The following is a 12,095-nucleotide window of genomic DNA, read 5'->3' on the forward strand; positions in this document are numbered from 1 at the left end:
ATCCTTTGACTGTCACTGCCCAAGTTCTTCAGTCTGACCGGGCAGGTAGAATTCGGTGATGCCGCGCGCGCCCTGGTGGCGGCCGGCCTGGATGATGACGTCGATCGAGCCTTCGATGTAGCGGATCATGTCGGCGTAGGTCAGGGGCAAATCGGTCTTCAGCGCGGCGATGGCAAGCCGTCTCACGGCGAGCTGGGGGGTTTCCGCGTGAAGCGTGGTGAGCGAACCGCCATGACCGGTATTGATCGCCTCGAGGAAGGTCATCGCCTCCTTGCCGCGAACCTCGCCGAGCACGATGCGGTCGGGGCGCATCCGCAGGGTCGAGGTCAGGAGCTGGTCGGCGCTCCGCGTGTCGCTTTCACGATCCGAGATCAGCGTCACCGCGTTCGGTTGTCCGGGCCGCAACTCGGCCGCCTCCTCGATGGTGACGATCCGCTCCTCAACCGGGACGAGGGAGAGGATCTTCCGCGCCGCGACGGTTTTGCCGGTCGAGGTCCCGCCCGAGACGATCATGTTGAGCTTGTTCTGGACACAAAACTTGAGCGCGGCGTCGATGTCGCCCGAGGCCACGACCTCGCGCAGGGCGAGGTTGCGCTCGCGCCGCAGCGCCTCGAGGCTGGTTTCCTTGTCGAAGAGATAGGCGAGTTTGATCTCGTCCAGCGGCACGCTCGAGAAGAACCGGAGCGAGATCGAAAACCCGCCCTCGACGGCGGGCGGCTGGATCACCTGGGCGCGGATCGGGCGGTCCCGGTAGAGGATGCTGACCGAGACGATGGGTTTCTTCTGGCTGAGCGTCGTGCCCGCGGCCGAGGCGATCTGGTTGCCGAGATCCTTGATGGCGGTCTGACTCATGGGCGTGCCGAGCGCGGACATGAAATGGTCGCCGTGGAACTCGCCCCAGGTGCTGCCGTCGGGATTGATGCAGATCTCGATCACGTCCGGACGGCCGATGGCCGGCGCCAGCGCATCGAGCGAGGCTTCGAGGTAGCTCGCCGCCATCTCAATAGATCTCGAGATCGCGGTCGACCATGACGGTGATCCGCGTGCCCTGGTCCACATGGATGACCGGCTTGATCGCCAGATACTCCTGCATCGCGTCTCCAGTGCTGTCACGCAGGTCCGACCCGACATCGCTCGCCACGTCCGCGGCGGCCTCGTCCTCGATCTGGCCCGCCGCAGCGGCGGGGAGGGCGCCGATCAGCGAGATGAGCGCTGCCGAGCCGAAGCGTTCGGCGAAGCGCGTGTCGACGAAGCCGGTCGTGCCCGAGCGTCCCAGTTCGTCGCCGCCATAGGCGCTGATCTGGACCGACTGGTTGTCGGGCAGGATGATCCGGTCCCAGGCCACCATCACCCGGGACTGCGCCAGCGCCACGTCGGAGCGATAGCGTCCGATGAGCCGCGACCCGCGCGGGATCAGGACGCGGGTGCCGTCGAAGGCATGCACGTCCTCGGAGACGATGGCCCGGATCGCGCCGGGTAGACTGCTGTCGAGCGCGGTCTCGGTCACCGCCTGGATCATCGTGCCCTGCGGCACGGTGTGGGACGGGTTGGCGATCACCTCCGCGCGGGTCACCTCAGCGACCTGCGCGCCGGACCGGACGAAGGCCTCGTCGGCGTTCAGCCGGGCCTCGATGGCACCGTCCCGCGGCCCGTTCCCGGCGCCGGAGAAGGCGATCATCGGTGAGGCGATGCGTTCGGCGCGGGCCTCGGCTTCCGCCGCGCGGCGGCGTTCGATCTCGGCGAGGCGCAACTCTTCCTCTGTTGGCCCAAGTGCTGTGGGCGCGGGCTGTTGCAACTGTGCCAGTTCCAGATCCATGCGCATCTGTTCCAGTGCGCGATCGCGCTCGGTCAACTGCCGCTCGAAGGCGCGGCGGGACTCTTCGCCCGCTGCTTGCAGCGCCGCGATCTGCGCTGTCAGATCGGAGATGGCGGCATCGGCGGCGGAGGAAGATGGCTCCGCCTCCTTGGCCAGGAGCGCATCGAGTTCGGCCCGGACGGCCGCCAGGGCCTCAGCCAGAGCGCGCTCGGTCTCGCTCGGTCCGGCGTCCGCCGGTGCCGGCTGGGGGGTCCGGACCGGCAGGACGGCGGGCACCAGGTCGCCGAAGCCCGACCCCTGGTCCTGGAACTCGGCCGGCGCGGCGGTCGGCATCGGGGCGGACGCCTCCGGCTGGAATGCGGCATAGGCGAGACCGCCCAGGCCCGCGATCCCGAGCACGCCGACAAGGGCCGTGACCGGGGACGGACGCGCGCCCCCGGCCTTCTTCCCGCTTGCGCCTTCGAGCGCGGCGAGGCGTGCCGCGAGATCGTCGGGCTCGTTGCTCATGCGCCGGCTCCCCTGCGGCCGAGGTCCTGGATGCAGACCACCTCGTCGCCGAGGCGCAGCACCCATTCGGAGTTCACGCCGGAGACACGGATCACGCCATCCGCCTGCGCCTGGCTGTTGACCGAGCGCTCCGCGCCGTTTGTGTGACGGAAGATCGCCGGGACCGGCGCGTTCCGAGCGAAGCGGAAATAGGTGAAGGTGCCATCGTCCCAGACCGAGAGTGGCGTGAACTCAAGCTGCGCGCTCGCGCCGTAGTCTGCATTGGGCGCCGCGGCCGCCACCGCCTGCCGGGGTGCGCTGCGGCTCTCGGGGTAGCGGAACTGCACGACGTAATGCGGGGTTTCCCGGGCTTCGACGACGTGGAAGTAGTAGGAGCGCCGGTTGGTATAGACAGTGATGTTGGTGGCAACCCCGGAGGCCACGGGTTTGATCGCGAAGGCACGCCCGCCCGGGACCGCGTCGAACTGGAAGCCGACCGTGTCGCCCGCAATGATCGAGCGGATGGTCTCGCCCTCGCCGAACTCGACGGTAGTTACGCGGGTCAGGCTGGTCACCACGCGGAACACCTGGCCGTCGACGAAAGTCGCGATCCGGACGCGGCTGTCATGGGCACCACGACCGGGCGTGGTCTCTGCCCGGGCGGGAAGGCCCGCGGAAATCGCGGCGGCGAGGAGGATGCCGGAAAGGCAAAGGCGGGTCGTCATTCGGCGCGGTCCGATCTGATGGCGTATTGCGTGACGGTGAAGCCGAAGGGGTTCTGCCAGACCTCGTCGAGGACGCGCGGGGTCTCGGGGTGGAACTCGAACATCAGCGTGGCGGTGAAGGCGCCGTCCTGCACGCCCTGCGGTCCGGTCAGGCGTTTGCGCAGACGCACCTGCGCGCGGTTCTCGCCGATGAGGGTGATGCTGGCGATCTCGACCGCCATCTCGGCCCCTGCCCCGTAGCGCGTCGGCGGATAGCTCTCCTGGCCGCTGGTCCAGGTGGCGCGCATGCTGGCCTCGGCCGCGCCCTTCGATTGCGCCAGAACCCGACGGACACGCAAGTCGTTGTCGAGCTGGTTGTAGGTCTCGCGGTCGGTGATGTAGCGGTAGATCTGCGCCTCGATCACGGCGGGGCGCTCGGCCAGCGTCACGGTCTGGACGGCTGCGTTCGGCAGGGCGAGGCCGGTCGCGGGATCGAAGGGCACGACGACCGGGGGCGGGGTTTGAATCAGGAGGGCGACAGCCGCGGCCGAGAGGCAACCCAATACGCCGAAGAGCGCACCGCCGATGCCGATCTTGCGCCAGATCTCCTCGCGCCGCAGGGCACCGTAGACCAGCTCCTCCTCGACGATGGCGTCGATGCCCGTTCCCATCGTCATGGACGGAGCTCCGGCAGGGTGAAGTCCATGTAGCGGCGCTCCTCGGCGATGGTCGCCGCATCGACCACGCCCGCATTGCCGGCACCGACGGTCTGGATCGCCTCGAGCTCCCACACCCGGGTCATCGCGATGGCAAGCTCGGCGGTCACCCGGGTATTGTGATCCATCGAAGCCTTCAGGTCTTCCATGTCCGGAATCATCTCGACCAGGCGCTCGACGCGTTCCAGCGATTGCGCCGCCTCGGCATGGCTGTTCTGCGCCGCCGCCGAGAGCACCGCCCCGGTGGTCGCGCGGGTGGCGACGCCTTGCGCGCCGGGACTGCCGCTGCGGGCGATCTCTGCAAGGCTGTCCTCGTCGAACCCTGCGCTCGCCAGCGCGCTTTCCATCTGGGTGCGGAGCGGCCCCGCGGAGGAGCCGAGGAGCGCGCTCCAGTCGCCCTGCTGGATGCCGGTGATGAGATCACCGATGTCGCTGAAATCCTCCTCAAGCAACCCGTCCAGATCGCCACCCATGAAGAGGCCCAGAATACGATCCCGAGCACCGGTGAGCGAGGCATACATCTGGTTCAGCTGGTCGAGCTGCTGCTGCACGAGATCGAGCTGTTCCAGCAGCGTGTCGAGCTGATCGGTCTGGATCCCGAAATCCTCCAGCATCTGCTGCAGCTGGCGGATCTCCTGGGCGATGTTCTGGGTGTCGACAGTCGGCACGCCCTGGGCGATGGCCGGCGCGGACGCCATGCTCATAGTCACGGCCACCGCCGCGGCTGTTCCGAACAGAATTCTCCGTGCGCGCGGGAAGGTCGTCCTCATCGCAAATTCTCCAAACTGAAATCCATGTATTGCAGCTCGGCGGCCTGGGCCGCGGCGAGCGCGATCTGCTCGGCGCTCATCGGCTCGGTTCTGGCGGCCTTGAGGCGGGTGCGGATGGCGACGAGGCGCGCCAGTTCCGCCCGGGCATAGGTGTTGAGCGCCAGCGCCTCGTGAAGGTCTTCCGTCTCGCCGATCCGCTCGATGATGTCCTGCACCCGAAGGGCCGCGGCCCGGACCGAGATCATGGAATAGTCGCCATAGACCCCGGAGCCATGTGCCGAGAGGCTGAAGCTCGCATTGGCGAGCAGGACCGGATCGATGGTGCCGAGCGCGTCGATCCCGCCGACCGCAGCGAGGTAGCGGTTGTACTGCTCGGGGATGACCACGACGTAGTGCTGGGTTTCCGAGAACGGCGGCACGCCGCCGTAATCCTGCACGTTGCCGGGACCGGCGTTATAGGCAGCGAGCGCGTGGATGATGTTGCCGCCGAACATGTTCAGCATCTGCGCGAGGTAGCGCGCGCCGCCGGTCACCTGCAGGTAGGGATCGTCGTAATAGGCGGGGTAGATGCCGAGATCGGAGGCCGTGCCGGGCATGATCTGGGTGAGGCCGAAGGCGCCGACGGGTGAACGGGCACCGATCTGGAACCGGCTCTCCTGCCAGATCAGCGCCTGGAGGAGGCAGCGCCATTGCACGAGGGTGAGACCGGCGCGCGACACGCCCTGAAGGGAGAAGGTGTCGCGCGCCGCGCGGATGATCAGCTCCTCGATCCCCTCACGTGCGTCGCCGAACATGCGCGGCGCGGCCGGATTGCCATCCGTGGGCCCATAGAGCACGGCGGTGGAGGTGTCGGAGCCCCTGCCCGCCTCCAGTCCTGCTATGGTCGCAGAGACTTCGGTTCCGCCCAAGCTTGTCGCCTCTACAAGATCGTTCAGTGCAGCGAGCTGCTGACGTTCGATCTCGGCCAGCTCCTCCTCCCGGGTCAGCGTGTCGCGCTGCAGCGCCAGATCCCGATCGCGCTGCGCGATGAGCGCCGCCGTGCGCGCGAAACCCTGCGCGTCGAAGGTCGGCACGCCCTGCCCCGACGCGGGACAGGCGAGCGCGGCGAAAGCGAGAAGGGGAGGAAGCCGGCGCAACATGGATCAGTCCGCAAGCCCGAGCGCGGTGAAGGTGCAGGAGTTGTCGGCCCGCGTGACCGCGGCACCCTTGGTCGAGACACGCGGTGCGTTCGCGGTCTCGGCCCGGAAATTGAAGCAGTTCGCCGTCGCGGGCCTGTACTCGGCGCAGGCCGACAGGGTGAGCCCGAGGGCGAGAAGCCCCAGGCGCAGGGTCATCGTCTTGTTCATCATGTTCTCCAGAAATCCGGGCGGTCGCGGTAATCGCTGCCCACCAGCTCCTCGCCCTTTTCCATGCCGCCGAGGATGGTCACGAGCGGACCAAGGCTTGAAAGATCGGCATCGATCACCACCGAACCGCGATCGTCCCGCACAAGTGCGAGGCGGGAGGAGGAGCCGACACCGAGGAGGATATCGAGTTCTTTTTCGGACAGGCCCAGCATGGCGTAGTCGGCCTCGCTGGCGCGGATGTTCGGCAGCAGGATCTGCGTCGGCACCGCCTCGACGATGGTCTTGCCGGTGCGGGTGCGTTCGAGCTGGCTGGCGTATTGCGTCATCATCACGACGACCGCGTTCTGTTTCCGGGCGGTGACGAGCCAGTTCGACAGCCTCTCAGCGAAATATTCGTTATCCAGCGCCTTCCAGGCCTCGTCGATCAGGATAACGGTCGGCTTGCGGTCTTCGATCACGCGCTCGACGCGCCGGAAGAGATAGGAGAGCACCGCCATGCGCTCCCGCTCGCTTTCGGAATCGAGGATGCCGGTCAGGTCGAAACCGGAGATGTCGCCTGCGAGGCTGAACGTGTCTTGCGAGTTGGCGCCGAAGATCCAGCCGTAGCGGCCTTCGGCGGTCCATTCCTGCATACGTTCGAAGAGGTCGCCCTCGTCGTCGGTCGAGACCAGCAGCGAGGCAAAATCCGACCAGTTTCGCAGACCCTCGTGGCTCGCCGAGGCGTTCTGGCGCACGACCTCCTGCAGCCGGTTGGTCTGCACCGGCGTGAGAGGTCGGTCGCGGCGTTCGAGTAGCGTCGCGAGCCAGTCCGCGAGCCAGGCCTGCCCGCGCGCGTCGGTCTCGGTCTGCAGCGGGTTGAGCCCTGTCGGGCGCCCGGCCCGCACGGTCGAATAGCTGCCGCCAAGCGCCCGCACCGCCATCTCCATGCCGGCGCGGTAGTCGAAGACGAAGAGCCGGGCACCCGCCCGCCGCGCCATGGCCATGAGGAAGGCGGCAAGCACGGACTTGCCCGAGCCGGGGCGACCGAGGATCAGCGTATGCCCGCCGGTCGGCTCGCGATCCGGCGCGCCCTTCTCATGAAAATTGAACCGGAACCCGCCGCGCTCGGGCGTCGGGAAGAGCGTGATCGGCAGGCCCCAGGGCACATCGCTGCCCGGTTTGCCGAGAGGCGTCCGGTGCAATGTCGCCAGGTCCGCGAAATTGTGGTTGGTGATCGCCGCCTTGCGGCTTCGCGCCCCGGTATTGCCGGGATGCTGCGCCATGTAATGCGCCCGTGCGCCGAAGCCTTCGGAGATCAGGTTGATGCCGGTGCTGGCGGCGATGTTGCGCACCTCGGCGCAGATATCGTCGAGGGCGGCGCGGGTCCTGGCGTAGACCGCGACGGTCATGTGGTGCTCACCGAAGATCAGGCGTTTGGATTCCAGGTCGTCCTGTGCGAGTTCCAATTCCTCGGCGAGGCTGACCGCGCCGTCATTGGCGGCCTGCATGAGCCGCAGCTGCCGCTTGATCCGGCCGGCCATGATGTTCGAGTTTACGGCCACGAAGGAATGGGTGACGACCATGTCGACCGGCAGGTTCAGCTCGTCGAGCATCAGCGCGTCGGTTTTGGCGGGGTAGTTCTTCACCGCGAAGATCGCGCCGAATTTCTCGCCCGCCGCCCCGTCGGAGAGACGAATCGTCGGGCCGTCGAAGGTCACCCGCGTGTTGGCCACATCCTCGGCGAGGATACCGAACCGCGAGCGCGGGAAGAGCGGGTGTTCGCAGCCGGTGTTGAGACTGCCGAGGAAGCCGAGCAGCGCGCCGGAATTTGCGGACAACAACCGTGGCTTCATCTCGTCGAAGGTGGAGAGGATGAATCCCACCACCTCGTCGAGCTTGCGCAGCCTCCGAACCGTGTCCTGCGCGAGCCGCGCCCGGGAGGCGGCGGCCAGGAACGGCAGGCGATGGCCCGCCTCGGGCCGTTTCAGGACCGTGAGGGTCAGCGTCTTGTCGCGGAGCCCGGAAGCGCTGAGATGCGCGCGCCATCGCCGGTCGATTTCGCTCGCGAAGCCTGTGTCCTCGATCGGCGGCAGGTCCACCTCGACCGCTTTCGAGACCTTGTGCAGGTAGAAGGAGAACCCTGTCCCGGCCTGCGCCACGATCCCAGCCATCAGCGCGCCGATGCGGTCGAGATGCGCATCCTCGCTCGTGGTGCTGTTCACCCCCTCGAGCCGGATGCATTGCATGAGCTCGTTGCCGCGGGTGCGGATCGTGTTGTCGCTGACGAGGCTGACATAGGGCAGCATCTGCGAGAGACGCTTTTCGCCCGCGACCCAGGACGGCAGCGCCGCCCCGAGGTCGAGGTCCTCGCCATAGCCGGCATCACGGGGCATAACTGTCGCCTCCGTGAAGCTTGCGGTTCCGGGTCGGCGGCGTCTCCTGGAGCGTGATCACCAGCACGTCGAGGAAGTTCGGATCCCAGTCGGCGGCCTTCCAGAGCGCGGGCCAGGCGACGGCGGCGATCAGCACCACGACCCAGCTCTGCACCCAGAGGAAGAGGAGCGTGGAGCCGAAGAGCCAGACCATGGCGTACATGATCGGCAGGCCCATCAGCTTGGGCGGCCTCAGGAGGCCGATGAAGACGCGCGACTGCTCCGCCATGGTATCAGACCTCAGGTGGTCCAGATCGCGGCGACGATGGTCGGAGCGGCGGCGATCCCGGCGATCGCCACGACGACCCAGAGCGCCTGCCGGAAATCGAGGATGCCGAAGAGCCAGGACAGGAACACGCCGATCAGCGCCAGCGTGCCGATGACGATGCCCAGGGGGCCGGTGATCGCGTCGACGATGCCCTGCAACAGGGTCTGCACCGGCGAGAGGTCGATGCTCTGGGCGAGCACCGGACCTGCGGCGACGATCAACAGCGCGGCCGCGACGGCGGTCAAGTTCACAGGTCTGTTCACGAAATCTCTCCTCTCAGGCGCAACATCGCGGCGGTCACTTTCGCCACATGGCCCATGGTTTCTCGGTAAGGGGGAATGCCGCCGTGGCGATCGACCGCCTCGGGTCCGGCATTGTAGGCGGCGAGCGCCAGGCGGCTGTCGCCGAAACGGTCGAGCATCATCAGGAGATACCGCGCCGAGCCGTCGAGGTTCTGGCGCGGATCATGCGGATCGACACCTAGAACCCTCGCCGTGTCCGGCATCAGCTGGCCGAGCCCGATCGCGCCCGCGCCGCTCAGCGCGCGCGGATTGTAAGCGCTTTCGATCTCGATATTGGCGCGGTAGAGCGCGGCCCAGTCGGTGACCGTGAGTCCTGCGCGGCGCAAGCCGGGGTGACCGGCATAGCGGAAGGCGGTCGCCTCGATGGCCGCGAGAATTTCGGGATGAGCCGGAACGGGCGCGCGCGATGCGCTCGGCGCATCGGCCTCGTCTTCAGATCGATTGGAGAAGAGAAAGAGCCGCTCGCCCGGACCCGTTGCATCGTTTGCCTGCGTGTCGGTCGATGCGTCTGGATCAGCCTGCGCGGCGGAGACGTCGATCAGCCGGCCGTCCTGGCCGACGGAGAAGATGAACCCGCCTGTCGTCGTCTGTGCCAGCAAGGCCGAGGGTGCGGAACAAACACCTGTACCGAGCAGGGCAAGGACCGCGAGAACGCGGCGGGCGGTAAATCCTTCAGGCCTTGGCGGCCACAGGCTTGCCCGGGGCTTCGTGCGGAACCCGTCCGCCTTCTTCGAGCGGGATGGAGACGACGGTTGCACCCATGTCGGCCAGGAAGCTGACGAGGCCGACGATTGTCTTGAATTCGCGGATCTTGAGATAGCTGCGCGATGTGACGAGCAGTTTCTCGTCCCGTCCATCGGCCGAGACGGCCCGCACGGTCCAGGTGCCGTACCAGCTGTTGTGGCGTTTCTCGGCGCCTTCCTTGCAGACGACCTCGGCCCTGTACCCCTGGCCGAGCAATCCGCGCAGGCCGTCTTCGGTGACCACATTCGGTGCTTCTTCTATCATGACCTCCCTTGGGCCCTCCTCATCATGAGTACCGGCCCGCGGGACATTTCCACACGGGCGATACAAGACAACATAAATGACTGCAAGACGATTTCTTCATCTTGACTGGATGCTTTCGCGCACTTAGGCCCGCTATCACACAAATCCACCGATTCACACCGGCAAAGGAGTTTTGCCCTGCGCATGTTTTGTGTCGGACGAACCAACCTGCCCGGTTTGGTGGCAATCTTCGTGCTGAGCGGTCAGATGGCAAGCGCCTGCATCGCGCCGGACCGGCCCTTCCTGCCCGAAAACCCAGAAGACGTGCGCGAGTATGCCGAACTGCTGCGGGCCGACTTCGAGGGATACATCGCCGACATCCAGGAGCATTTCCGCTGCCTCGACGCCGAGCGCCAGCGCGCCTTCCTCGAGGCGCAGGAGGTCAGCCGCGACTACGGACGACTGGTCGAGATCCTCGAGTGAGGACCCGCATGCTTGCTGGTCACCGCTTCAGACATTGAGCGTCACAAAGAAATCTGATTGCCGTCATACGTGTTGTATTGTATTCGACCGCATAGTTTTGTGGAGAGTCGATACATGCGACGCAAGATCCTGCGGCTGGCGATGGCCGCGACATTGACGCTTTCGGGACAGGTTCCGTTGGCGACCCCGGCGAGCGCCTACCAGGTGGACTGCGCCATCCTGCTCTGCCTCGCGGGCGGCTGGCCGGCCTCGGCGCCATGCGCCCATGCCCGCGCGGTGTTCATCCGCCGGATCACCCCCTGGCCCATCGAACCGCCGCTCCAGATCTGGCGCTGTCCCATGGGGGCGTCGTTCTCGCCGATCGAGGCCCCCGGACCGGCCGGACGCCTGCTCGACGCAGCCTTCCAGGCTACCCTGCCCCGGCAGTCCTTCCCGGAGAACGCGCCGGTGATCGAGGTGCAGGCCACGGACGGGGCGGACATCGACATCTCGGGCGACGCCTTCGATTTCGTGCGAAGCATCCGGGTCTACCACATCCAGTATCGCCAGCACGAAAACCGCGACGGCGACTGCAACCGCACCGACTCGACGCGGCTCGGGTCCTACGGCGCGCAGGGCGACTATCGCTGGACCGCGTCCAGCACGGCCCAGGTCCCGCCTGCCTCGCAGCTGAGGATCCCGAACGGATGCGGCAGTTATTCCTACCGCTCGGTCTTCGTCGACTGGCGTGACCACGCCGGAAACTACGGATCCGAAGAAGTCCGCTACTGACCATTGTCGGCCCGGGTCAACCCGGGGCCTGATCATCCATTTGCACCGGAGGCTGTGCATCCCAGACCCAAAAAAGAGAACGACGCCAGACCGATAGTCCGACGCCGCGCCCGATTACTCACTGTGCCCGAGTTTTCTAGCCGATCGCCCGGAGACCTGCAACCAGCAAAGTTGTTTTGCTGGCAGGAATGTTGTTGCCTCACGATCTGACGTCGCCCCTCCAAAGAGACGACTTTCATGGACCTTACAACCGGCTCAATCCTGCGGCAGATCCTCCGATGCGATCTGTCCGTTTCCGCGCACAAGCTCGCGACGATCATCCTCGACGGCATCGCCTGGAAGGATGGCTACAACGGGCTCGAGCGTGGCACCGCCGCCTTCACGCTTTCCACGCTTTCCGACATCATGGGAGTGACGCGTCAGCATCTCACGACTCTGCTTGCCGAACTCGCGGCATCGGAGCTTCGCGTCGAGCGCTGGAAGCCCAACGGAAAGTTCGCGCCGTGGCTCTTCCGCTTTGGCTGCGTCGCCGAGGAGTCGCTACAGCATCTGGCGTCAACTGGGGGCGACACATCACTATTTAGAGAGTCTAATAACAAAACTATCTTCTCCGGGAAGATCGAGATCGCCCCCGGCTCGAACGTCCATCGCACCACCTGGGCGGCGCTCATCAAGGCGGCGAAAGCCGCCCTGCCCTGCTGGAACGTGGACACGCAAGCAATCTGGGATCGTTTCATGGCCTTCAACGAAGCCCGCGGAAACACCTGCGTTCCGGCGGGCTTTCTCCTCGGCTTCATGCGCCGTTGGCAGACGTCGGCCGGGCGACCGCCGGCAACGCCGGGATCCGTCAATTGCCCCAGATCTGATGAAGGGAGTGCCGAGACCGAGCTGGTGCGTCTGACCCGCTCTGCGCCGGTTGGGAACGGGAGTGGGCAAAACCTGGGGGTTATGCGGCTGCTCTTTGGTACGCACCAGTTAGACGGCCGTCGAGAACGGCGGCACGCACAACGGCTACGCGGTGGGCTCCCTTGGGCG

The 12,095-nt window shown here is 66.4% G+C and carries 15 protein-coding genes; 3 read left to right on the top strand and 12 right to left on the bottom strand.

Annotation, left to right across the window (positions count from 1 at the left end; genetic code table 11):
- Positions 1–12: 12 nt before the first annotated feature.
- The 12 genes from DJ029_RS19835 to DJ029_RS19890 all read right to left on the bottom strand — a co-directional run bounded on the left by DJ029_RS19835 (position 13) and on the right by DJ029_RS19890 (position 9,827).
- Positions 13–999 (bottom strand): ATPase, T2SS/T4P/T4SS family, encoded by a 987-nt coding sequence (locus DJ029_RS19835; protein WP_112324224.1) that lies wholly within the window; start codon positions 997–999, stop codon positions 13–15.
- Between the two features lies 1 nt (position 1,000).
- Positions 1,001–2,323 carry a TraB/TrbI/VirB10 family type IV secretion system protein gene (locus tag DJ029_RS19840; RefSeq protein ID WP_112324225.1) on the bottom strand — a complete coding sequence of 441 codons (1,323 nt, stop codon included), beginning with the start codon at positions 2,321–2,323 and terminating at the stop codon, positions 1,001–1,003.
- Positions 2,320–3,027, bottom strand: coding sequence for a TrbG/VirB9 family P-type conjugative transfer protein (locus tag DJ029_RS19845; RefSeq protein WP_112324226.1), 708 nt, complete (start codon positions 3,025–3,027; stop codon positions 2,320–2,322). The genes DJ029_RS19840 and DJ029_RS19845 overlap by 4 nt, the downstream gene beginning before the upstream one ends.
- Positions 3,024–3,677 (bottom strand): VirB8 family type IV secretion system protein, encoded by a 654-nt coding sequence (locus DJ029_RS19850; protein WP_112324233.1) that lies wholly within the window; start codon positions 3,675–3,677, stop codon positions 3,024–3,026. The genes DJ029_RS19845 and DJ029_RS19850 overlap by 4 nt, the downstream gene beginning before the upstream one ends.
- Positions 3,678–3,679: 2 nt before the next feature.
- A complete protein-coding gene (locus DJ029_RS19855; RefSeq protein WP_112324227.1) occupies positions 3,680–4,492 on the bottom strand; it encodes a type IV secretion system protein in 813 nt (270 codons plus the stop codon).
- A complete protein-coding gene (locus DJ029_RS19860; RefSeq protein WP_112324228.1) occupies positions 4,489–5,631 on the bottom strand; it encodes a lytic transglycosylase domain-containing protein in 1,143 nt (380 codons plus the stop codon). Before DJ029_RS19860 ends, DJ029_RS19855 begins: the two co-directional genes overlap by 4 nt.
- Positions 5,632–5,634: 3 nt before the next feature.
- Complete coding sequence (locus tag DJ029_RS19865; RefSeq protein WP_112324234.1) at positions 5,635–5,838, bottom strand: hypothetical protein; 204 nt, start codon at positions 5,836–5,838, stop codon at positions 5,635–5,637.
- Entirely contained in the window at positions 5,838–8,210 is a 2,373-nt protein-coding gene (locus DJ029_RS19870; protein WP_112324229.1) for a VirB4 family type IV secretion/conjugal transfer ATPase, read from the bottom strand. Before DJ029_RS19870 ends, DJ029_RS19865 begins: the two co-directional genes overlap by 1 nt.
- Positions 8,200–8,478: a VirB3 family type IV secretion system protein gene (locus DJ029_RS19875; protein WP_112324230.1), complete on the bottom strand. Its 279-nt coding sequence runs from the start codon at positions 8,476–8,478 to the stop codon at positions 8,200–8,202. The genes DJ029_RS19870 and DJ029_RS19875 overlap by 11 nt, the downstream gene beginning before the upstream one ends.
- 11 nt (positions 8,479–8,489) lie before the next feature.
- Complete coding sequence (locus tag DJ029_RS19880; protein ID WP_112324231.1) at positions 8,490–8,780, bottom strand: TrbC/VirB2 family protein; 291 nt, start codon at positions 8,778–8,780, stop codon at positions 8,490–8,492.
- Positions 8,777–9,418: a lytic transglycosylase domain-containing protein gene (locus DJ029_RS19885; RefSeq protein WP_232823151.1), complete on the bottom strand. Its 642-nt coding sequence runs from the start codon at positions 9,416–9,418 to the stop codon at positions 8,777–8,779. Before DJ029_RS19885 ends, DJ029_RS19880 begins: the two co-directional genes overlap by 4 nt.
- 73 nt (positions 9,419–9,491) lie before the next feature.
- A complete protein-coding gene (locus tag DJ029_RS19890; RefSeq protein ID WP_112324232.1) occupies positions 9,492–9,827 on the bottom strand; it encodes a hypothetical protein in 336 nt (111 codons plus the stop codon).
- Positions 9,828–10,010: 183 nt separating this feature from the next.
- Here DJ029_RS19890 and DJ029_RS19895 point away from each other — a divergent pair, with 183 nt between their 5' ends.
- From DJ029_RS19895 to DJ029_RS19905, 3 genes are all read left to right on the top strand, one after another.
- On the top strand, positions 10,011–10,289 hold the full coding sequence (locus DJ029_RS19895; protein WP_370445257.1) for a hypothetical protein: 279 nt from the start codon (positions 10,011–10,013) through the stop codon (positions 10,287–10,289).
- A 114-nt stretch (positions 10,290–10,403) separates the two neighbouring features.
- Positions 10,404–11,060: a hypothetical protein gene (locus DJ029_RS22230; RefSeq protein WP_232823152.1), complete on the top strand. Its 657-nt coding sequence runs from the start codon at positions 10,404–10,406 to the stop codon at positions 11,058–11,060.
- A gap of 237 nt (positions 11,061–11,297) precedes the next feature.
- On the top strand, positions 11,298–12,095 hold a 798-nt coding region (locus tag DJ029_RS19905), incomplete at its 3' end, for a hypothetical protein (RefSeq protein ID WP_440589756.1).

This window comes from Oceanibium sediminis (assembly GCF_003265325.1).
Taxonomy (GTDB): domain Bacteria; phylum Pseudomonadota; class Alphaproteobacteria; order Rhodobacterales; family Rhodobacteraceae; genus Halovulum; species Halovulum sediminis.

Coding starts and splice junctions, on each gene's coding strand:
- DJ029_RS22230 (WP_232823152.1), top strand. CDS start 10,404: ATGCGACGCAAGATCCTGCGGCTGGCGATGGCCGCGACATTGACGCTT.
- DJ029_RS19835 (WP_112324224.1), bottom strand. CDS start 999: ATGGCGGCGAGCTACCTCGAAGCCTCGCTCGATGCGCTGGCGCCGGCC.
- DJ029_RS19870 (WP_112324229.1), bottom strand. CDS start 8,210: ATGCCCCGTGATGCCGGCTATGGCGAGGACCTCGACCTCGGGGCGGCG.
- DJ029_RS19865 (WP_112324234.1), bottom strand. CDS start 5,838: ATGAACAAGACGATGACCCTGCGCCTGGGGCTTCTCGCCCTCGGGCTC.
- DJ029_RS19875 (WP_112324230.1), bottom strand. CDS start 8,478: ATGGCGGAGCAGTCGCGCGTCTTCATCGGCCTCCTGAGGCCGCCCAAG.
- DJ029_RS19855 (WP_112324227.1), bottom strand. CDS start 4,492: ATGAGGACGACCTTCCCGCGCGCACGGAGAATTCTGTTCGGAACAGCC.
- DJ029_RS19845 (WP_112324226.1), bottom strand. CDS start 3,027: ATGACGACCCGCCTTTGCCTTTCCGGCATCCTCCTCGCCGCCGCGATT.
- DJ029_RS19840 (WP_112324225.1), bottom strand. CDS start 2,323: ATGAGCAACGAGCCCGACGATCTCGCGGCACGCCTCGCCGCGCTCGAA.
- DJ029_RS19890 (WP_112324232.1), bottom strand. CDS start 9,827: ATGATAGAAGAAGCACCGAATGTGGTCACCGAAGACGGCCTGCGCGGA.
- DJ029_RS19860 (WP_112324228.1), bottom strand. CDS start 5,631: ATGTTGCGCCGGCTTCCTCCCCTTCTCGCTTTCGCCGCGCTCGCCTGT.
- DJ029_RS19850 (WP_112324233.1), bottom strand. CDS start 3,677: ATGGGAACGGGCATCGACGCCATCGTCGAGGAGGAGCTGGTCTACGGT.
- DJ029_RS19895 (WP_370445257.1), top strand. CDS start 10,011: ATGTTTTGTGTCGGACGAACCAACCTGCCCGGTTTGGTGGCAATCTTC.